We start from the raw sequence: 22,903 nt of genomic DNA, 5'->3' as shown, positions 1-22,903 counted from the left end.
GGCCTGGTCCCGCCCGGCCGCCAATCCGGCCGCTCGGCGGGCCGCCTCGTCCGCCGGTGCCGGCTCCACCCCGGCCGCGCCGCGCGCCGGTTCGGCACCGGGCGGCGCCGTCACCGCCACCCCGGCCATCCGGCGGGCCGGCCCGTCCGCCGGTGGCGCCACGTCGGTCGCCTCGATCGGCGTCGGCGCGGAGGCGACGGCCCGCTGTCCGGTGAGGAACCGGGCGAGGCGGCGGATGGTGACGTGCTCGAAGAGGTCGGGGATGCTCAGCGGCAGCCCCTCGGCGGCGCAGCGCAGGTGGAAGCGCATCAGGTCGAGGCTGCCCGCGCCGTGGTCGAAGAAGCGGCGATCGGGTCCGATCGGTGTGCCGACGACCTCCGCGAAGAGCCCGGCCAGCCGCGCCTCCAGGGCCGACATGGCCGGTGCCGGCGCGCCGGCGCCCGGCCGCAGCTCCTCGCCCGGCGCGCTCAGCGCGCGGCGGCGGTCCAACTTCCCGCTGGCGGTACGCGGCAGCTCCGCCAGCCATCGGAACCGGTCCACCCGCACGTACGCGGGCAGGAGCCCCGCGAGGTGACCGGTCAGCTCCTCCGGGGTCGGTGGGTCGCCCCGGAACTGCAGGCAGGCGACCAGGTGCGGATGGTCGCGGACCACCACGGCGTTGACGACCGCCGGATGCGTCAGCAGCGCCGCCTCGACCTGGCCCAGCTCCAGCCGGTGTCCGCTCACCTTGACCTGCTGGTCGTCGCGGCCCAGGTAGTGCAGCAGACCGTCCCGGTCGAAGCGGGCCTGGTCGCCGCTGCGGAAGAACCAGCCGAGGCCGGGCAGCTCGACGAAGCGGGCCCGGTCGAGCGCCGGATCGTCCAGGTAGCAGGGCGCCACCAGCTCCCCGCCGATCAGCAGCTGCCCGGGGCAGTCCGGCGGCACCACCTCGTCGGCGGAGTCCACCACCCGCAGCCAGGTGTTGGCGATCGGACGGCCGATGGCCGGACGGGTCGGCCAGGTGGCCGGGTCGCCGTCGAGGCAGAGGCTGCTGACCACGTGGGTCTCGGTGGGGCCGTAGTGGTTGAACAGGCGCGCGCCGGGCAGCCCGGTGAACCAGCGGCGGATGCTGTCGGTGCAGATCAGCTGTTCGCCGGCGGTGACGACCTCCCGCAGCCGCGACGGATACCGGCCGAGGCGCACCCCGTGCTCGGCCAGGAGTTGCAGGGCGACGTACGGCAGGAAGATCCGTTCGATGCCTGCGGTGTCGAGGTGCTCCAGCAGCGCCGGCATGTCCTGCCGCCATCCGGGCCGGGGCAGGTGCAGGGTGCCGCCGCCGCAGAGCGTGCCGAAGACCTCCTGGAAGGAGACGTCGAAGGAGAGCATGGAGAACTGCAGGGTCGCGGCCTCGCCCGCCAGGCCGCCGGCCTCGCTCTGCCACCGCAACAGGTTGACCAGCAGGGCGTCGCCGACCTGGACCCCCTTGGGGGCGCCGGTCGAGCCGGAGGTGAAGAGCGTGTAGAGCGGGCGGCCGGCGTACGACGCGGCGACGGGGGTGGCGGAGGGGGACAGGACCACCGGGTGGCGGGGGTGGGCACCGTCGTCGATCACGTCGAGGGCGGGCTCGTCGCCGGGCGCCAGCAGCACGCAGAGCGGATCGACCTGGCCCAGGACCTGGCGGAGCAGCGCCGGCGGGTAGGCCCGGTCGAGCGGCACCACGGTGAGGTTGAGCCGGGCCGCCGCCAGCAGCGCCACCACGTGCTCCACCGACGGCGCGAAGAAGAGGGCGACGTGGTGCCGGCCGCCGGTCGACGCGGGACGGCGCCGCACCAGCTCGGCGGCGAGCCCCGAGGCGTACGCGTCGAGGTCGGCGTAGCTGAGGCGGCGGTCACCGGCGACCAGCGCGGTGGCGGCCGGCTCCGCCCGCACCCGCCGGGCGAAGGCCTCGGCCACGGTCGGGAAGGCCACCGGGGTACGCGGACCCCGGCCGGGCTCGGGCAGGCCGCCGCGGTGGGGCCGCACCAGCTCGGCCAGCGTGACGGCGCCGTTGCCGGTCAACGCGTCCAGGCCGCGCCGGAACAGGTCGGCCGCCGCGGCCACCTCGGCGGCGTCGAAGTGGTCGTCGGCGTACTCCCAGAGGCAGTCGAGGCCGGCCTCGTGCTCGACGACCGAGAGGGTGAGCGGGCACTTGGCCTCGGTCGGGGCCAGCCAGACCGGGCGAGACGCGCAGCCGGGCAGCGCCAGCGTGGAGAAGTCGGTGTTGTCGAGCACGAAGAGGAAGTCGAAGAGCGGCGCGTCGGCGCCGAAGTCGTGGTCGGCGACGGCGTGCGCGAGGGCCACGTCCTGGGCGTCGAGCACCGTACGCACGGCGGCGGCCTGTCGCCGCAGCTGCGCGCGCAGCTCCTCGCGGGGGGCCAGCGCCAGGGGCAGCAGCACCGTGTTGGCGAACATGCCGACGCTGGCCTCGAAGTCGCCCACGGGCCGGTTCGCCACCGGGCTGGCGACGCGCGGATGGGTGCGGCCGGTCACCCCGTGCACGGCCCAGCCGAAGAGCGTCAGCAGCAGCGGGAAGCGGGTCAGTCCCAGCTCGGCGCCGAGCCGGTCGAGGGCGCCGCGGCGCGCCGGGTCGATGGTGGTCCGGAGCAGGTGGTCCCCGGTGTCGCCGCGCTCCCGGATCGGCCGCAGCGGCGCGGCGGTCTCGTCCACGGTGGCGTAGTGGCGGCGCAGGGCGTCGCGCTGCGCCCGGTAGGCCGGGTGGGCGAACCAGTCGGCCTGCCACCGGGCGTAGTCCAGCGGGGTCGCGACGGGCTCGTCCTCGTCCTCGTCGAGGGTCGCGCCGTCCAGCGCCGCCGCGTACCCGGCCGACAGCGCGCGGAACAGGACGTCGAGTGACCAGCCGTCGACCGCGATGTGGTGCAGGTGCAGCAGCAGCACCCCGCCGCCGGCGCGGGCCAGCCAGTACGCCCGCAGCATGCGCGGCTGCCCGAGGTCGAAGGGGACGGCGAAGAGGGCGCGGGCGCGCTCCCGCCACCCGGCCGCGTCGCCGTCGTGATCCCCGGTGGGCTCGCGCCACGGGTCGTAGGGCTCGGCCACCTCCTGGCGCAGCCCCTCGGGGGTGGTCCGGAAGGCGGTCCGCAGCGCCGCATGACGCGCCACCACCCGGCGCAGCGCCTGCCGCAGCGCGCCGACGTCGACCCGGCCGCGCAGCTCGAAGGCGAGCCCCACATGGTAGGCGGTGGACGCCGGCGAGCGTTGCTGCAACAGCCAGAGCCGCTGCTGCTCGGAGGTGGCCGGCGCGGACCGGGCACCGGCCGGGGGCGCTGGCACCGGGTACGGCGAACCGGTCGTGGTGCGGGCCGTGCCGATCGCCGCGGCCAGCTCGGCGAAGTCGCCGCCCAGGACCACCGCCTGCGACACCTCGGCGCCCCAGCGCCGCTGGATCTCGAAGCGCAGCCGCAGCGCCTTCAGCGAGTCCCCGCCGCTGGCGATCCACCGGTCGTCCGGTCGCAGGTCGGGCACGCGCAGCACCTCGCCGGCCAGCCCCAGCACCGCCCGCTGCCACGCCGTCCCGGCCGCGTCGGCGGCGGCGGCACCCTCGCGTGGGTGCGGGTCGTTGCGCCCCTCGCGTTCGTCGCGTGGGTGTGGGTCGTCGGGTCCGTCGCGTTCGTCGCGTGGGTGCGGGTCGTCGCGCCCCTCGCGCCAGGGCGGGTCGTCGCGTCGCAGCAGCGCGTCGGAGTCCACCTTGCCGTTGGCGGTCAGCGGCAGCGCCCCGACCCGGTGGACCCGGTGCGGGCGCAGGTACGGCGGCAGCGTCGCGCCCAGGTGCCGGTCGAACTCGGCGAAGGAGAGGTCTGCGGCCGTCACCAGGTACGCCAGCAGCTCGTTCGTCCCGTGCGCCGGGTCCCGCCGGGCGCACACGTACGCCTGCCGCACCCCCGGGTGGGCGAGGATCTGCCGCTCCACCTCGCCGGGCTCGACCCGGAAGCCCCGGACCTTGACCTGCCGGTCGACCCGGCCGACGTACTCGATCCGGCCGGCGGCGTCGGCGCGCACGAGGTCGCCGGTGCGGTAGTGGCGGTCGGCGGACCCGTCCAGCCAGGGCAGCCGGACGAAGCGGGCGGCGGTCTCCTCGGGCAGGTTGCGGTAGCCGGCCGCCAGCGCCGCGCCGCCGAGGTACAGCTCGGCGACCTCGCCCGGCGCGGCGAGGCGGACGCCGTCGACCACCAGGTGCGCGTCGGTGCCCGGCAGCACCCGGCCGATCGGCACCACCTCCGCGTCGAAGTCGCGCGGGATCGGATGGCACAGGGCGAACGTGGTCGCCTCGGTGGGCCCGTAGACGTTGTGCAGCCGGGTGCGGCTGGCGGGGTTGTCGCGGTACCAGCGGCGGATGAGCCGGGCGTTGAGCTGCTCGCCGCCGACCAGCACCTGGCCGACCCCCGCGAAGCAGTGCGGCAGCTCGTCGACCACCGCGTTGAACAGCGCCACCGTGATGAAGAGCGTGTCGATCCGCTCCCGCCGCAGCGCGGCGTCGAGCAGGTGCGGCGTCGCCACCGTCTCGTCGTCGAGGACGACGCAGCAGCCGCCGGTCAGCAGCGGCACCCAGACCTCGAAGCTGAGCGCGTCGAACGCCGGGTTGGCGAGGCTGGCGTAGCGGGCCGCCGGGGTCAGCGCGACGTAGCCGGGCCGGGCCAGCCGCAGGATGCCCTCGTCGCGCACCTCCACGCCCTTGGGGCGGCCCGTGGTGCCCGAGGTGTAGAACACGAACGCGACCGGCGCGGGCGCGGCCTCCGGCGCCGGCCGCCCGTTCCCGTCGGGCGGGGCGTCCGCCGCGAGCAGCGCCGCCACGGGCAGCGGCCGGACCCCGTCGGGCAGGTCGCCGGGCACGTCCGGGCCGTGGACCACCGCCACGGCGGCCGAGTCGCGCAGCATGTGCCCCCGGCGCTCGGGCGGGCTCTGCCGGTCCAGCGGCACCACGGTCGCGCCGAGGCGCAGGACGCCGAGCATGACGCAGACCAGCTGCCAGCCGCGCGGCAGGTGCACCGCGACCGCCTGGCCCGGGCGGGCCCCGGCCCGGCGCAGGGACCGGGCGACGGCGGCGCTGGCGGCGTCCAGTTCGGCGTAGCTGAGGCGCCGGTCGCCGTCGGCCACCGCGACCGCGTCGGGGGTACGGCGGGCCTGGGCGAGCACGGCGCGGGCGAGACCGGGATCCTGCGCCATCACGCCTCCCGTACGGCCGGCGTCATCGCGCGGGCGTCGGAGATCCGGTCCACCTCGCCGCGCAGCAGCGCGGCGACCCGCAGCACCACGGCGCTCTCCAGGATGTCCCAGTGGTCGCAGTGCACCCGTTCCAGCAGGAAGTCGGCCTCGCCGCGCCGACGCCAGAAGGCGCGCACCTCGCGCAGGAAGGCCTCGTCCCGCCCGGCGGTGGCCTGCAACAGCACCAGCCGGGCCGGCGACGCGGGGGTCGCGTAGTCGCGCATGGTCGACCGGTTGTGGTTGTAGATGCGGTGGTACTGGTCGATCTGTTCGTCGTCGATGCCGGGGTACATCCCGTTGAACTTGACGAGCTTGTCGCGGAACTCGGCCATGTCCACCGGCTCGATCGCGCCCCGGTGGGCCGCGTCGTCGGTGCCCAGGGTGTCCAGCAGGACCACGCTCAGCCCGGGATGGCCGGCGAGGGCCAGCCGGCGTCCCATCTCGTACGCGACCAGACCGCCGTAGGAGAGCCCGGTGAGCACCACCGGCCCGTCCAGCAGGTGCGCGACCTGCGCCAGGTAGGCCTCCGCCATCGCCTCGACCGTGGGCAGGAACTCCTCGCCCGGATTCACCCCCGGCGACTGGATCCCGTACACGCCGAGGGACTCCGGCAGCGCCTTGGCCAGCGACAGGTAGCAGAACGCGGTGCCGCCGGCGGGGTGCACGCAGATGACCCGGCCGGCGCCGTCGCCCGCGCGGAACTCGATGAGGTTGCTCGGCGGCCGGCCCGACGCGCCGCGGCGCAGCCGGCCGCCGAGCGCCTCGATCGTCGGGTGCAGCATGATCTCGTGGACCGGCAGCGTCTCGCCGAACGCCTCGCCGATGGCGTGCGCCAGCTTGATCGCCGAGATCGAGGTGCCGCCCACGTCGAAGAACCGGTCGCCGATGCCGATCTGCGGGTGCAGCAGCAGGCGCTTCCAGATCTGGTAGAGGGTCAGCTCGATCTGGTCGCGCGGGCTGGCCAGGTTGACCTGCCAGGGCGCGGCGCCGCGGGCCAGCCGCAGCACCTCGGCCCGGTCGAGCTTGCCGTTGGCGGTCTGCGGCAGCCGCGGCAGCTCCACGAAGAGCGACGGGATCATGTAGCCGGGCAGCCGTCGCGACAGCGCCTCGCGCCACTCGCTGACCAGCAGCGGTGTCGCCCCGCCCCGGACGACGCCGGCGACCAGCCTCGGCTCGCCGGCGGCGTCGGAGTCGACCAGCACCGCCGCCTCGCGTACGTCCGGCCGGTCCAGCAGCGCGGCCTCGATCTCGCCCAGCTCGATCCGGAAGCCCCGGATCTTGACCTGGCCGTCGCGGCGGCCGAGGTATTCGACGTTCCCGTCGGGCAGGAGCCGGGCCAGGTCGCCGGTGCGGTACATCCGTTCCCCGGGCACGAACGGGTCGGGCACGAACCGCTCGGCGGTCGCCCCCGGCCGGCCCAGATAGCCCCGGGCGACACCGGCGCCGCCGACGTGGATCTCGCCGGTCACCCCGATCGGCACCGGCTCCAGCCGCTCGTCGAGCAGGTAGACGCGGGTGTTGTCCACCGGCCGGCCGACCGGGCACTGCCGGGCCGACGGCTGCGGATCGAGGTAGGCGGTGCTGTAGACGGTGGTCTCCGTCGGCCCGTACCCGTTGAGGACCCGCAGGCCGGGCAGGGCCTCCTGGATGCGGTGCAGGCCCTGCTCGGGCAGCGGCTCGACCCCGACCAGCAGTTGGCGCAGCGCCAGCCCGGCCAGGCGGGCCGCCGGGTCCTCGTCGACCCACCGGACGAAGGCCGGGGGCAAATAGGCCTGCACGACGCGGTGCTCGCGCAGCCAGCCCATCAGCGCCGCCGGGTCGGCGCGCAGCTTCTCGGGTACGAGGTGCAGGGCCCCGCCGGTGGTCAGCGGCAGGAAGATCTCCTGCACCGAGACGTCGAAGCCGACGCTCGACCAGAGCGCCGCCGCCTCGCCGGGCGCGGCGCCGAGCCGCGACACCCAGTGGTCGAGCAGGTTCACGACGCCGCCGTGCGCGACCGCGACGCCCTTGGGCCGGCCGGTCGAGCCCGACGTGTAGATCACGTAGGCCAGGTTGGCCGGGTGCGCGACGATGCCCGGCGGGCCGTCGTGGCGCCCCTCGGCCTCCACGGCGGCCAGTTCGTCGTCGCCGAGCACCAGCGCCGGCGCCGCGTCGGCGACCATGCCGGCGAGCCGCTCCGGCGGCAGGGTCGGGTCCAGCGGCAGGTAGGCGGCCCCGGCCTTGAGGACGCCCAGGATGGCCACGATCAGCCCGGCCGAGCGGCGCGCGTGCAGGCCGACCACCTGATCGGCCCGTACGCCCCGGGCGATCAGCGCGTGCGCCAGGCGGTTGGCCCGCCGCTCCAGCGTGGCGTAGTCCAGGCGCTCGCCGTCGTCGGCCACGGCGAGCCGGTCGGGGTGCCGCCGCGCCTGCGCCGCGATCCGCGCCACCACGTCCGTCGGGCCGGAGAGCGGTCGCGCGGTGCGGTTGAACCCGACCAGCAGGCGGCGCCGCTCGTCCGGGCCGAGCAGCCGCAGCGCCCCGACCGGCACCGACGGATCGGCCGCGACCTGCCCGAGCAGGCGGCCGAAGTGCGTGGCCAGCCGGGCGATCGTCGCGGCGTCGAAGAGGTCGGTGTTGTACTCGAAGACGACGTGCAGCTCGTCGGCGTGCTCCATCACCTCGACCGACAGGTCGAACTTCGCGGCGCCGGTGCTGCTCGACAGGGGCCGCAGCGCCAGGCCCGGCAGTTCGAGCCGGCCGCGCGGGATGTTCTGGAGCACCAGCATGACCTGGAACAGCGGCGAGTAGCTGGTGTGCCGTTCCGGCTTGAGCGCGTCCACGAGCTGCTCGAACGGCAGGTCCGGGTGGGCGTACGCGTCGAGCAGGTGCCGGCGGACGTCGGCCAGCAGCGCGGCGAAGGACTGCTCCGGGTCCAGCCGGTTGCGGATCACCACCGTGTTCACGAAGTGGCCGATCAGGCCCTCCACGTCGCGGTGGTTGCGGTTGGCGAACGGGGTGCCGACGCAGACGTCGTCCTGCCCGCTGTGGCGCCACAGCAGCACCGACAGGGCGGCCATGAGCGTCATGAAGAGCGTCGCGTCGCCGGCCCGGCCGACCTCCCGCAGCCCCCGCAGCACCGCCGCGTCCACCGTCGTGCCGTGGCAGTCGCCCCGGTAGCGCTGCACCGCCGGCCGGGGCCGGTCGGTCGGCAGGGCCAGCAGCGCGGGCGCGCCGGCCAGCGCCCGCGTCCAGTAGCCGAGCTGGCGCTCCAGCTCGCCGCCGCCGAGCTGCCGGCGCTGCCACAGCGCGTAGTCCGGGTACTGCACGGGCAGCTCGGCCAGCGCGGCGGCCTCGCCCCGCGCGTACGCGCCGTAGAGCGCGGTGACCTCGCCGATGAGGATGCCGACGGACCAGCCGTCGGCCACCATGTGGTGCACGGTGAGCAGCCAGCGGTGCTCGTCGGCGGCCAGCCGGAGCAGGGCGCTGCGCACCAGCGGACCCGTGGCCAGGTCGAACGGCGCCCGGGCCTCCGCCTCGGCGGCCTCGTCGGCGCGGCGCGACCGTTCTGCGCCGGACAGCGCGGTGAGGTCCGTGACCGGCAGGGCGACCGGCCCCGCCGGCCGGACCACCTGGCAGGGCTCCCCGTCGACCAGCGTGAAGACGGTACGCAGCGCCTCGTGCCGGCGCACCACCTCGCTCAGGGCGCGGGCCAGCGCCGGCACGTCCAGGGCGCCCACGACGTCGAACGCGACGGGGTTGTTGTAGAAGGGGTTGCCGGGGGAGAGCTGGTCGAGGAACCAGAGCTGCCGCTGGGCGAACGCGACCGGCACCGGGGCGTCGGGCCGCGGCCGGCGGGGGATCGTGTCCGCGTCGGCGCCGGTCAGGATCGCGATCAGCTCTTCCTTGTGCAGCTTGATCTCGGCCAGCAGGTCGGGCGTGAGGACCTCCCGGGAGCCCGTGAGGCGCAGCCGGTCGCCGTCGACCCGCAGCCCGACCGCGTGCCGGTTGAGCGTGTCGAGCAGCTCGTGGGCGTTCACAGTTCCACCGTGATGGTGTCCGTGGCCGCGGCGTCGGGCTCGGGTGGCTCCGCCCCCGGCCGGCCGCCGCCGAGCAGGGTGTAGACCAGCCGGTGGGAGGGCTCCAGGTCGAACAGGGCGGCCAGCTCCGCCGGGTCGACCGCGCCGATCCCGCACAGGCCGAGACCGTTCTCGGGGGCGGCCATCGTCAACAGTTGGGCCATGGCGCCCGCCTCGATGGCGGTGAAGGTCGGGCTCTGCTCCTGGTACAGGGGCTCGATGGCGGCGCGCTGCGCCACCAGGAAGAGCGCGAACGCGGCGGCCTCGAAGACCGGCCGGTTGACGAAGTAGTCGAAGGCGTCCGGGCTCAGCTCGCGCTCGCGGCCGAGCGCCAGCAGCCGGTGCGCCGCCGGGTCGTGGTAGTACGCCCCGCCCGGCACGCCGTCGACGCGCCCCGCCTTGACGAGGACGTACGTCTGCACGGCGTAGGTGCCGCCGGCCGAGCCGTACTGGAACTTGGCCTGGCCGTCGACCTCCCGCTGGGAGAGGGTGGCCAGCAGCCGGCCGAGCGCCTCGGCCGGCACCGGGTCGGCGTCGAAGCGGCGTACCGAGCGGTAGCCGGTGTAGCGCCGGTCGTACGCCGCGTCGGCCGGCGCGGCCAGCGCCACCGCCGGGGTGTCGGGCGCGAAGCCGCGACGGCCCCGCCCGTCCGCGGTGAACGCGGCGCGGGCGGCCGGGTCCTCGACCACGGTGGCGGCCCGCTGCGCGGTCGCGACCACGGCCCGCTCGGCGGTGTGTTCCCGGAACATCCGCAGCAGGTCGGCGAGGGTCGGCTGGCGCATCAGCCGGGCCAGCTTCGGCCGGAAGCCCAACGCGCCGGAGAGGGCGTTCGCGATCCGGACGATGTCGATCGAGGTGGCGCCGAGCAGCAGCAGGTTGGCGTCGGGCGCGACGACGGGCAGGTCGAGGATCTCGGCGACGATCTCCGCCAGCCGGTTCTCGGCCGGGTCGGTGAGCACCAGCGCCTCGACGGCGACGTCCGGCGACGGCTTCGGGTCGGGCAGTTGGCCGCGGTCGACCTTGCCGTTGGCCGACAGCGGCAGCGCGTCGAGGACGGTGAACGACGCCGGCACCATGTACGCGGGCAGCCGCCGCTCCAGGTATGCCACCAGGGCGGCCGGGTCGGGGGCGGGACCGTCGGGCACCACGTACGCGGCCAGCCGCTTCTCGCCCTGCGCCTGACCGAGCAGCCGCAGCGCGGCGGCGCGCACCCCCGGGTGGCCCTCCAACGCCGCCTCGATCTCGCCCAGCTCGATCCGGTAGCCGTGCACCTTGACCTGGCCGTCCTCGCGGCCGAGGAACTCGATCGTCCCGTCCGGCCACAGCCGGCCCAGGTCGCCGGTGCGGTAGAGCCGCTCGCCGGTGACGGGGTGGACGACGAAGCTGGCCGCCGTGGCCGTCTCGTCGCGCCAGTAGCCCCGCGCCAGCCCGGCGCCGCTGATGTAGAGGTCGCCGGTGGCCCAGGTGGGCCGGGGGCGCAGGGCGTCGTCCAGCACGTGGACGCCCTGGTGGGCCAGCGCCCGCCCGTACGGGATGCTGCGCCAGGCCGGGTCGACCTCGTCGACCGGGTGGTGGATGGACCAGATCGACGCCTCGGTGGCGCCGCCGAGGCTCTCGACCCGGATCCCGGGCAGCGCCTTGCGCAGCCGGTCGGGGAGGGTGAGCGGGATCCAGTCCCCGGAGAGCATGGCCAGCCGCAGCGACGCCGGCAGCGGGTGGCCGGCGTCGGCGTGGTCGAGCAGGATGCCGGCCAGCGCCGGCACCGAGTTCCAGACGCTGACCCGGTGGGTGTGGGCCACGTCCCGCCAGTGGGCCGGGTCACGGGCCAGCTCGGGGTCGAGCGTGACGACCGCCGCGCCGGCCGCGAGCGTGCCGAAGATGTCGAAGACGGAGAGGTCGAAGCTGAGCGCGCTGACGGCCAGGACCCGGTCGGCCGGCCCGACGCCGAAGCGCCGGGTCACGTCGAGGAGCGTGTTCACCGCGCCGCGGTGGTCGATCGTCACCCCCTTCGGCGTGCCGGTGGACCCGGACGTGTAGATCACGTACGCGACGTCGGTCTCCGCCAGGTCGACCGGCCGCAGCGCCGGGCCGCCCGCGCCGAGGGTGGTCGCGTCCACCACCAGTCGCTCGACGCCCTCGGGCAGGGCCACCCGGTCGGATCCCACCAGGACCAGTCCCGCCCCGGCCCGCTGGAGCACCCGGGCCACCCGCTCGGCGGGCCAGTCCGGATCGAGCGGCAGGTACGCGCCCCCGGCGTGCAGGACCGCGAGGGTGGCGACGACCTGCTGCCAGCCGCGGTCGAGCAGCACCGCGACGAGCTGGCCGGGCCCCACGCCCCGGTCCTGGAGCCGCCCGGCCAGCCGCCGCGCCTCGACACGCACCGTGGCGTGGTCCAGCTGCCGGTCCGGTGCGAGCACCGCGGGCGCCGTGGGGGTCGCCAGCGCCTGCCGGTCGACCAGCTCGTGCAGGAGCCCACGACCGGTCGGCGGGGCCGCCGGCACCGGCGGGGCGAGCGGCCCGTCCACGCTGGTGTGCCAGGCGTCCGGCTCCTCCAGCCGCGCGAGCAGCGCCCGGTACGCCGCGAACATCTCGGCGACCAGGCCGGCGGGGAAGAGCTCGTCGATGCTGTCCCAGTTGGCGTGCAGCCGCCCGCCGGCCTCCAGGACCGTGTGGTCGATCCACACCTGCGGGGTCTGGGTGATGCCGTGCACGACCTCGCCGCCGAGCGCCGTCGCGAGGCCGCTGTCGCCGACGTCGGGGGCCGCCTCGGTCAGCGTGCTGTTGAACACGACCGGCAGGGCCGCGTGGCGGGTGCCCCGGGCGCGGGCGAGTTCACGGTTGACCCGTACGCCGCTCACCGCCGAGTGGTCGATGTCCTGCCAGAGCTGCTCCTGCACGGCCCGGGCCCGGGTCACGAAGTCGGCCCCGGCCGCCACGTCGACCTCCAGCAGGACCAGCGAGGTGAAGTCGCCGATCACCGCGTTGATGCCGGGGTGCAGCGGCAGCCGGTTGAACAGCGGCAGGCTCAGCGTGAACCGCGGCTGGCGGCTCCACCGGGCCAGCACCTGCGCGAACGCGGTCACCAGCAGCACCGACGGGGTCACCCCGTGCCGGCCGGCGGCGGCCTTCAACCGGCTCCAGCGCTCCGCCGGCACCACCTCGTCGTAGCGGGTGAAGCGCGGCCGTTCGACGCTCTCCGGCTGCCGTTCCAGCGGCAGCTGCGGCGCGGGGGCCAGCGTGCCGACCCGCTCCCGCCAGTAGTCGAGCGCCCGCGCGTAGCGCGGCGTGCGCCGCAGTTCCCGTTCGGCCAGGACGTAGTCGCGGAAGGTCACCGCGAGCGGCGGCAGGTCGACGTCCGGGTCCGCGTAGAGCAGGGCCAGCTCGTGTTCCAGGATCTGCCCGCTGGCCGCGTCGAGGATCAGCGCGTCGATGCTGACGTGCAGGCGCGCCTCGCCGTCGAGCAGCGTCACCGCGAACTCGAACAGCGGCCAGCGGCTGGCGTCGAGCACCTGGTGGGACATCCGCTCGCGGGTCTCGCCCAGCCGGCGGCCGGCGGTCTCCGGGTCGAGCCCGCGCAGGTCCTGCCGGGCCATGGCGTAGCGCGGCACGGTCGGCAGGACCCGCTGGACGCCGTCGTGGAAGACCGCGCGGAGCATGTCGTGGCGGTCGATCAGCCGGTGCAGCGCGCGGGTGAAGCGCTCCTCGTCGAAGTCGCGCAGGCGCAGCTCGCTGTAGCCGTGCGCGCCGACCCCGCCGAGTTCGATGGTGGACCCGCGACCCACCCAGTAGGCCTCCTGGATGTCGGTGAGCGGGAACGGCTCGTGCCGGCCGGCGGGGTCGGCGACGAGCGGCGGGAGGGCGTCGACGGTGGGGGAGCCGGGCCCCGCCAGCTCGGCCGCCAGGTCGGCCAGGACCGGCTTCTGGAAGAGGGTACGCAGCGACAGCCGCGCCGACATCCGCTCGTTGATCGCGTGGACGAGCCGGGTCGCCAGGAGCGAGTGGCCGCCCAGCGCGAAGAAGTCGTCGTGCGCCCCGACCCGGTCGCGGCGCAGCACCTCAGCCCAGATGGCGGCCATCCGGGCCTCCCGCTCGTCGCGCGGCGCGACGTAGGCCGTGGCGACGTCGGCCTGCTCCGGCGCGCGCAGGGCCCGCCGGTCCAGTTTGCCGTTGGCGGTCAGCGGCAGCCGGTCCAGCACCACCCAGCGGGTCGGCACCAGGTGCTCGGGCAGCCGGCGGCGCAGGTGCTCGCGGGCCGTCTCGGCGGTGACGTCGCCGACCAGGTAGCCGACCAGGTGCGCATCGCCGGGGGTGTCCTCGCGCAGCAGGACGGCCGCCTCGCGCACGCCCGGCACGCGCCGCAGGGCGCTCTCCACCTCGCCCGGCTCGACCCGGAAGCCGCGTACCTTGACCTGGTCGTCGGCCCGACCGACGAACTCGACGGTCCCGTCGGCCCGGCGGCGGACCAGGTCGCCGCTGCGGTACATCCGCTCGCCCGGCCCGGCGAACGGGTCGGGCAGGAACCGTTCCGCGGTCGCCGCCGGCCGGTTGAGGTAGCCACGGGCCAGGCCGGCCCCGCCGATGTAGAGCTCGCCGAGCACGCCGGCCGGCACCGGCTCGCACCGCTCGTCGAGCACGTAGAGCCGGGCGTTGGCGATCGGCCGGCCGATCGGCGGCAGAGCCGGCCAGTCGGCCGCCGCCGCGGTGGCCAGCGCGAACTGGCTGACCACGTGGGTCTCGGTCGGGCCGTACTGGTTGTAGAGGTACCGGCCGCCCAGCCCGGCGACCAGAGCGCGGACGTCGTCGTTGACACGCAGCGCCTCGCCGGCGGTGACGATCTCGCAGCCGGGCGCGAGCGGGGGCACGGCCCCGGTGAGGCCGGCCAGCTGGTGCAGCACGGCCGCCGGCAGGAACGCCCGCCGCACCCCCTGCTCGGCGAGGACGTGCCGCAGCTGGCCCAGGTCCCGGCCGCGCTCCTCGCCGATCAGCACCAGCGTGCCGCCCTGGCACAGGGTGCTCCAGATTTCCTGGACGGAGACGTCGAAGCCGATCGAGGCGAACTGGAGCACCCGTTCCGGCGCCGGGCTGCCCGGCGCCGCGTAGCGGAGCTGCCAGTCGATCAGGTTGTCCAGGCAGCGCCAGGTCTGCGCCACGCCCTTGGGCCGGCCGGTGGAGCCGGACGTGTGGATGACGTAGGCGAGGTGGTCGGGTCGGGTGCCGGGGTCGGGGCTGGTGGTGGGGCGGTCGGCCCAGCGGTGTGCGTCGGCGTCGAGGTCGACGACGGGTGCGGTGGTCAGGCCGTCGAGGGTGGCGCGGGTCGCGGCGTGGGTGAGGACGGCGACCGGGGCGCCGTCGGCCAGCAGGTGGGCCAGGCGCTCGGCGGGGTGGGCCGGGTCCAGGGGAAGGTACGCGCCGCCGGCCCTCGCGATGGCCAGCAGCGCGACGATCAGCTCCGGCGACCTGCGGAGGCAGACCGCGACGAGGGCGTCGGGGGCGACGCCGTGCTTGCGCAGGTGGTGGGCCAGCCGGTTGGCGCGCGCGTCGAGGTCGCGGTAGGTCAGCGACGTCGCCTCGAAGGTCACCGCCACCGCGTCCGGTGTCGCCGCGACCCGCTGCGCGAAGCGGGCGGCGACGCCCCGTTCCACCGGGGACGGCTCGGCCTGGCGCAGCGCCTGCTCCCGCTCGCGTTCGTCGAGCAGGGTGAGCTGGTCGATCGGCTGGTCGGGGTCCTCGGCGAGTTGGGTGAGGACGTGGCGCAGGTAGCGGACGTGCCGCTGCGCGGTGGCGGTGTCGAAGAGGGCGGTGGCGTACTCGAGGCTGCCGGTGATGCGGCCGTCGTGCTCGGTGAGCGCGAGGGTGAGGTCGAACTTGGCGGTGGTGTGGGGCGGCGGCAGGGCGGTGACCCGCACGCCCGGGAGGGTCAGCTCGCCGTCGTCGGTGTTCTGCCAGGCGAACATGACCTGGAACAGGGGGGTGTGGGCGAGGTTGCGGGTGGGGTTGACGGCTTCGACGACTTGTTCGAAGGGGAGGTCCTGGTGGTCGAGGGTGGTGAGGGTGAGGTCGCGGACGCGGTGTAGGAGTTGGGTGGCGGTGGGGTTGTCGGTGAGGTCGATGCGTAGGGCGAGGGTGTTGACGAAGAAGCCGATGAGGTTTTCGAGTTCGGCGCGGCGGCGGTTGGCGGTGGGGGTGCCGATGATGAGGTCGTGGTGGCCGGAGAGGCGGGACAGGACGATGGCCCAGGCGGTGAGCAGGGTCATGTAGAGGGTGCCGCCGTGGCGGGTGGTGAGGGTTTTGAGGGCGGTGGTGAGGTGGGTGTCGAGGGTGACGGGTAGGTGGGCGCCGTGGTGGTCCTGTTCGGTGGGGCGGGGTCGGTCGGTGGGTAGTTCGAGCAGGGTGGGGGCGTCGGCGAGGGTGTGGCGCCAGTGGGTTTCCTGGCGTTGCAGGGTGCCGTCGGTGAGCCAGCGGCGTTGCCAGGCGGCGTAGTCGGCGTACTGGACCGGCAGCGGCGGCAGCGGGTCGGGCCGGCCCTCGTGGTGCGCCGCGTACAGCACCCCCAGCTCACGGGTCAGGACGCCCAGCGACCAGCCGTCGGAGACGACGTGGTGCATGGTGACGAGCAGGACGTGCCGGTCCGGGGCGAGGGTCACCAGGCGGCCCCGGATCAGGGGACCGGTCGTCAGGTCGAACGGGGCACTGAACTCCTCGTCCTGGAGCCGGGCCAGGAGGGCGGCGGCGTCGGGCGCCCCGGTGAGGTCGTGCGTGTGCAGGGTGAAACCGGTCCCGGGCGGGTCGACGTGCTGGTGGACGTCGGAGCCGGTGGGCACGAGGCGGGTGCGCAGGGCCTCGTGCCGCGCGACCAGGGCGTCCAGGGCCGCCCGCAGCGCGTCGTGGTCGAGCCAACCGGCCAGCTCCAGGGCGAGGGGCATGTGGTAGGCGTGGCCGAGGCCGCCGAGCCGCTCCAGGAACCACAACCGCCGCTGCGCGAAGGAGAGCTCCAGCGGGCCGCCCCGGTCGACCGGGCGGATCGGCGGCAGCACGTCGCGCCCGTCCGGCGTCAGCCGGGCGACGAAGGCGGAGAGGACCGGCGCCGCGAAGAGCGCCGCCGGGGAGACCTCCCGCCCCAGCACCTGCCGGATCCTGGAGACCAGCCGCATGGCGAGCAGCGAATGGCCGCCCAGGGCGAAGAAGTCGTCGTGCCGGCCGACCCGCCCGACCCCCAGCACCTCGGCCCAGACGCCGGCGACCATGGTCTCCAGCAGGCCGACCGGCTCGACGTGCCCACGCTGGCCGAAGGCCTCCCCGTCCGGTGCCGGCAGCGCCGCCCGGTCGAGCTTGCCGTTGGGCGTCAGCGGCCACGCGGCCAGCCGGACGTACGCCGCGGGCACCATGTGGTCGGGCAGCTCGCCGGCGAGCCGGTCCCGCAGCCGCGCGGCGTCCGGCGCCTGTCCCGCCCCGGTGAGCACGTACGCGACGAGCCGCTGGTGGCCGCCGGCGTCCGGGCGCGCCACGACGACCGCCTCGCGGACGCCCTCGGTGGCCGCCAACCGTGCCTCGATCTCGCCGAGCTCGACGCGGAAGCCCCGGATCTTCACCTGGAAGTCGTCCCGGCCCAGGAACTCGAGTTCCCCGTCCGGCAGGCGGCGAGCCAGGTCACCGGTGCGGTAGAGCCGCTCGCCCGGCACGAACGGGCTGGCCCGGAAGCGCTGCGCGGTCAGGTCGGGCCGGTTCAGGTAGCCGCGCGCCACGCCCGCGCCACCGATGTGGAGCTCGCCGACCACCCCGTCCGGCACCGGCTCGCCCTCGTCGTCGAGCAGGTAGACCCGCACGTTGGGAAGCGGCCGGCCGATCGGCAGGCAGGACGCCTCGGCGAGGCCGTCGGTCGGGAGCAGGTGGAGGGTGCTGTCGACGGCCGCCTCGGTCACGCCGTACGCGTTGACGATCCGCACCCGCGGGCCGCACAGGGCGCGGAGGCGGGCGGCGTCGGCGGCGCTCCAGGCGTCCGAGCCGCAGACCACCGTCTCCAACCCGGCGAGGCTCCCGCCGGTGGCGGCCAGGTGGTCCGTCAACGGGTTGAGCACCGCCGGCACGAAGTCGGCGAAGTCCACGTCGTGGTGGCGCAGCAGGGCGTACAGGCCCGCGCTGTCCAGCAGCAGCGAACGCGGGCAGAGCACCAGCCGCCCGCCGAAGCCGAGCGCCCGCACCACGTCGGCGGTGAAGACGTCGAAGGAGAAGCTCGCCATCTGCAGGTGCACCAGGCCCGGGCGCAGGTCGAGCAGGCGTTCCCAGGCGGCGGCGACGGCCACGAGGTGCCGGTGCTCCACCAGCACGCCGTTGGCGGCGCCGGAGGTGCCGGACGTGTAGATCACGTACGCCAGGTGGTGCGCGCCCAGGTCGTCGACGACCGGGTCGGTCACCGGCAGCCCCGCCCAGGCCGCCGCGTCGAGGTCCAGGTCGACCACCGGGGTGTCGAGCCCGGCGAGCGCGGCGTGCAGCCGCTCGCGCGCCGGGCCGTGGGTCAGCGCCGCCACCGGCGTGCTGTCGCGCAGCATGGCGGCGAGCCGGTCGACGGGGTAGGCCGGGTCGAGCGGGAGGTAGGCGCCACCCGCCTTGAGGACCGCCAGCAGGCCCACCACCGTGTCCAGCGACCGCTCGACGCAGATCGCCACCAGCCGGTCCGGCCCGACGCCCCGCGCGCGGAGATGGTGGGCCAGCCGGTTGGCCCGCGTGTTCAGCTCGCCGTAGGTGAGCCGCTCGTCGCCGAGGACGAGGGCCACCGCCTCCGGGTCGCGGGCCGCCTGCGCCTCAATGAGGTGGTGCACGCAGCGCCCCGGCGGGTACGCCACCGTGGCGTCGTTCCCCTCCTCGACCAGCCGGCGTCGCTCGGCCGGGGGCAGCACGTCGAGCCCGCCCACCGGCGCGTCCGGCGTCCGCTCCAGCGCCTCGGCCAGCGTCGCCAGGGCCCGGGCGACCATCGCGCAGACCCGGTCGGGCGCCACCCCGGCAGCGGCGGCGACCGTCAGCACGACGTCGTCCCGCAGGTCGTCGACGTCCAGCGCGAGCGGGTAGTTGCCGCGTTCCTGCGCGGCCACGTAGGTCAGGTCGTCCGCGCCGGGCTCGGGCGCGGGGGTGTCGGACTCGGCCAGCACCTCGGCGTGCCGGTAGTTCAGCAGGGCGGTGAAGAGCGGCGCCGGCGGTGCCACCGCGCTGCACGACTGGGCCAGCGCCAGCGACGCGTGCTCGTGCCGGATCAGCCCGGTCAGCGCCTCGTGGGTGCGGAGCACGCACTCCGTGGCGCCGGTGGAGTCGAGCGTGATCCGTAGGGGGAGCGTGTTGAGGAAGGGCCCGAGGACCCGGTCGTTGCCCGCGCCGCCGTCCATCCGGCCGGAGAGCACGGTGCCGAAGACGACGTCCCGACGCCCGCTGGCCCGGGCCAGCACCTGGCCCCAGGCGACGTGGAAGAGGCTGGTCACCCCGACCTGGAGGGCCTGGGCCCGCCGCCGCAGCCGCAGCGTCAGCTCCGGGCCGAGCCACACCCGGGCGTCCCGCATGGTGTGCCCGTCACCGTGGATGTCCCGTAGGCCGAAGGGCACGGTCGGGCTGTCGACGTCGGAGAGCATCCGGCGGAAGAAGCTCGCCTGCTCGGCCCGGTCCGCGCCGCGCCGGATCCGCGCCACGAAGTCGCGGAAGGGCAGCGGCGGCGGCAGTCGGTCACCCTGGCCGGCCAGGTACGCGCGGACCTCGGCCCGCAGCTGCTTGAGGGAGGTGTTGTCGTCGACGATGTGGTGGATCAGCTCCACGACCAGCCACCCGTCGTCGCGGGGGTCCCGCGCGGCCACCAGCCGCAGCAGGGGAGCCTGGTCGAGGGGGAGGCGACCGTACCGCCGGTCGACGTGTGCGCGGAGCTGCCGCACCGGGTCGTCGCCGGCCGGGTCGAGCGTGACCTCCTGCACCGGCAGGTGCGCCCGGCGCCACACCACCTGCACGGGCTCGTTGATCCCGTGCCACACCACCGCGGTGCGCAGCACGTCGTGCCGGGCGATCACCGCTTCCAGCGCGGCGCGGTAGCGGTCCAGCCGGTCCCGGTCGGCGAAGCGGAGGACGGTGGTGACCAGGTAGGGGTCACGGTCGCGGGCCATCAGGTGGTGGAAGAGCATCCCCTCCTGCACCGGGGCCAGGGGGTAGATGTCCTGCACGTTCGGCGCACCGCCGGACACGGTGGCGACGATCGCGTCGATCTCCGGCTGGCTCAGCTCCACCAGCGGCAGCAGGTCCGGGGTGATCCGGTCGCAGCCGGCCGGGATCGGGTCCGGGGTCGCCTCGGCCCGGTCCGCGCCGGCACCCACCGCGTGGGCCAGGTCGGCCAGGACCGGCGAGGAGAAGAGCGCGCGTACGTCGGCGGACAGGCCGTGGCGGCGCATCCGTTCCAGCACCCGCAGGGCCAGCAGCGAGTGCCCGCCCAGCGCGAAGAAGTTGTCGTGCCGGCCGACCCGCTCGACGCCGAGCACCTCGGCCCAGATGGCGGCGAGGGCGGTCTCCGTCGCACCGACCGGCTCGGTGTAGTGCCGGGTGGCGAAGGCCGACCCGTCGGGTGCGGGCAGCGCCCGGTGGTCGAGCTTGCCGTTGGGCGTGAGCGGCCACTCGGCGACCCGCACGTACGCGGCCGGGACCATGTGCTCCGGCAGGACACCGGCCAGCCGGGTCCGCAGCGCCTCGGCCGTCAGTCGGCGCACCGACGCGGTGTAGTAGCCGACCAGGCGCGGCTCGCCCGCGGCGTCCGTCGTGACCGACACCACCGCGTCGCGTACGCCGGGACAGGCGGCCAGCCGAGCCTCGATCTCACCCAGCTCGACGCGGTAGCCACGGATCTGCACCTGGGAGTCGTTGCGGCCCAGGTACTCGAGACCGCCGTCTGCGCGGTGGCGGACGAGGTCGCCGGTGGCGTAGAGCCGGTCGCCGGCGACGAACGGGCTGGGCAGGAAGCGTGCCGCGGTCAGCCCGGGCCGGTCGAGGTAGCCCCGCGCGACCCCCGCCCCGCCGACGTGCAGCTCACCGACGACCCCGGGCGGCACCGGCTCGAGCCGCCCGTCGAGCACGTAGAGCCGCAGGTCCCCGATGGGGCGCCCGATCGGGCTCGACCCCGGCCGTTCGGCGTCGGCCGGGGTCAACGGCCGGTAGGTCACGTGCACGGTGGTCTCGGTGATGCCGTACATGTTGACCAGTTCGGTGCGCCCGTTGCGCGCGTCCGCGTACCACGGCCGCAGCATCGTCGGGTCCAGCGCCTCGCCCCCGAAGACCACCGTACGCAGCCGGTGGCCCCGCGCGCTGTCGGCCTGGGCGGCGATCAGGCTGCGGAACGCGCTGGGGGTCTGGTTGAGGACGGTCACGCCCTCGTCGCAGAGGAGTCGGTGGAAGTCGGCGGGGGAGCGGCTGACCAGCCGAGGGACGACCACCAGCCGGCCGCCGTGCAGCAGCGCCCCCCAGATCTCCCAGACCGAGAAGTCGAACGCGAAGGAGTGGAAGAGGCTCCACACGTCGGTCGGACCGAAGCTGAACCACCCGGCCGTGGCCGAGAAGAGCCGCACCACGTTGGCGTGCTCGACCATGACGCCCTTGGGCCGGCCGGTGGAGCCGGACGTGTAGATGACGTAGGCGAGGTGGTCGGGTCGGGTGCCGGGGTCGGGGTCGGTGGTGGGGCGGTCCGCCCAGCGGTGCGCGTCGGCGTCGAGGTCGACGAGGGGCGCGGTGGTCAGGCCGTCGAGGGTGGCGCGGGTCGTGCCGTGGGTGAGGACGGCGACCGGGGCGCTGTCGCGCAGCAGCTCGGTGAGGCGCTCGGCGGGATGGGTCGGGTCGAGCGGCACGTACGCGCCGCCGGCCTTGAGGACGGCCAGCAGCGCGACGATCAGCTCCGGTGAGCGGTCCAGGCAGACCGCGACGAGGGTGTCGGAGGCGACGCCGTGTTCGCGCAGGTGGTGGGCCAGCCGGTTGGCGCGCGCGTCGAGGTCGCGGTAGGTCAGCGACGTCCCCTCGAAGGTCACCGCCACCGCGTCCGGTGTCGCCGCGACCCGCTGCGCGAACAGCGCGGGGATCGTCCGCCCGGCCGGGTACGCGGTCGCGTCGTCCCAGGCCGCGAGGAGTTCGCGGCGCTCCGCCGGATCGAGCAGGGTGAGCTGGTCGATCGGCTGGTCGGGGTCTTCGACGAGTTGGGTGAGGACGTGGCGCAGGTAGCGGACGTGCCGCTGCGCGGTGGCGGTGTCGAAGAGGGCGGTGGCGTACTCGAGGCTGCCCGTGAAGCGGCCGTCGTGCTCGGCCAGGGAGAGGGTGAGGTCGAACTTCGCGCTGGTCCACGGGCTGGGCAGGGCGGTGACCTCGACACCGGGCAGGTCCAGGTCCACGTCCTCGTTGTTCTGCCAGGCGAACATGACCTGGAACAGGGGGGTGTGGGCGAGGTTGCGGGTGGGGTTGACGGCTTCGACGACTTGTTCGAAGGGGAGGTCCTGGTGGTCGAGGGTGGTGAGGGTGAGGTCGCGGACGCGGTGTAGGAGTTGGGTGGCGGTGGGGTTGTCGGTGAGGTCGATGCGTAGGGCGAGGGTGTTGACGAAGAAGCCGATGAGGTTTTCGAGTTCGGCGCGGCGGCGGTTGGCGGTGGGGGTGCCGATGATGAGGTCGTGGTGGCCGGAGAGGCGGGACAGGACGATGGCCCAGGCGGTGAGCAGGGTCATGTAGAGGGTGCCGCCGTGGCGGGTGGTGAGGGTTTTGAGGGCGGTGGTGAGGTGGGTGTCGAGGGTGACGGGTAGGTGGGCGCCGTGGTGGTCCTGTTCGGTGGGGCGGGGTCGGTCGGTGGGTAGTTCGAGCAGGGTGGGGGCGTCGGCGAGGGTGTGGCGCCAGTGGGTTTCCTGGCGTTGCAGGGTGCCGTCGGTGAGCCAGCGGCGTTGCCAGGCGGCGTAGTCGGCGTACTGGACCGGCAGCGGCGGCAGCGGGTCGGGCCGGCCCTCGTGGTGCGCCGCGTACAGCACCCCCAGCTCACGGGTCAGGACGCCCAGCGACCAGCCGTCGGAGACGATGTGGTGCATCGTCAGCAGGAGCACGTGCCGGTCCGGGGCGAGGGTCACCAGGCGGCCCCGGAACAGCGGGCCGGCGGCCAGGTCGAACGGGGCGGTGCTCTCCTCCTGCTGAAGCCGGGCCAGGGCGGCGGCGGCATCGGCGTGCCCGGTCAGGTCGTCGAGCCGCAGCGGGAACCCGTCCCCGGGCGGGTCGATGCGTTGGCCCGCCTCCGCGCCGTCGGGCACGATGCGGGTACGCAGGACTTCGTGCCGGGCGACCAGGGCGTCCAGGGCCGCCCGCAGCGCGTCCCGGTCGAGCCGGCCGTCGAGCTGGAGGGCGAGGGGCATGTGGTAGGCGTGACCGACCCTGCCGAGGCGTTCCAGGAACCACAACCGCCGCTGCGCGAAGGAGAGCGGCAGGAGGCCGGAGCGGTCCGGCAGGCGCTCGACCTCGGCGGATGTCCGCGCCGGTGGGACGCGACCGGGGGCCGGGACACGGATCGCGTTGTCGTCCGGCAAGTGTGCCCCCTCGATTCCCCGCTGGCCAGTCCCGCCACCCGACATCGGCCGAAG

3 protein-coding genes (1 of these 3 only partly in view) are annotated in these 22,903 nt (G+C 75.3%); all 3 read right to left on the bottom strand.

Going from position 1 to position 22,903, the window contains the following annotated elements:
- Tightly spaced (each overlapping or abutting the next), the 3 genes in view from AB0G08_RS01850 to AB0G08_RS01840 form a layout consistent with a single transcriptional unit that may run on beyond the window.
- Positions 1-5,196, bottom strand: partial view of an amino acid adenylation domain-containing protein gene (locus AB0G08_RS01850; protein WP_358081686.1) — the 5' portion only. Its footprint begins 4,347 nt before the window's first position; only the first 5,196 of its 9,543 coding nucleotides appear in the window; its start codon is at positions 5,194-5,196; the stop codon falls past the left edge of the window.
- Positions 5,196-9,254 carry an amino acid adenylation domain-containing protein gene (locus AB0G08_RS01845; protein ID WP_358081684.1) on the bottom strand — a complete coding sequence of 1,353 codons (4,059 nt, stop codon included), beginning with the start codon at positions 9,252-9,254 and terminating at the stop codon, positions 5,196-5,198. The genes AB0G08_RS01850 and AB0G08_RS01845 overlap by 1 nt, the downstream gene beginning before the upstream one ends.
- The gene (locus AB0G08_RS01840) at positions 9,251-22,849 is read right to left on the bottom strand and encodes an amino acid adenylation domain-containing protein (protein ID WP_358081681.1); all 13,599 of its coding nucleotides are present in this window, start codon (positions 22,847-22,849) and stop codon (positions 9,251-9,253) included. The genes AB0G08_RS01845 and AB0G08_RS01840 overlap by 4 nt, the downstream gene beginning before the upstream one ends.
- Positions 22,850-22,903 lie beyond the last annotated feature (54 nt).

Source organism: Micromonospora sp. NPDC023644 (assembly GCF_040640115.1).
Classification (GTDB): domain Bacteria; phylum Actinomycetota; class Actinomycetes; order Mycobacteriales; family Micromonosporaceae; genus Micromonospora.
This window is presented reverse-complemented; position numbering and strand designations above follow the sequence as displayed.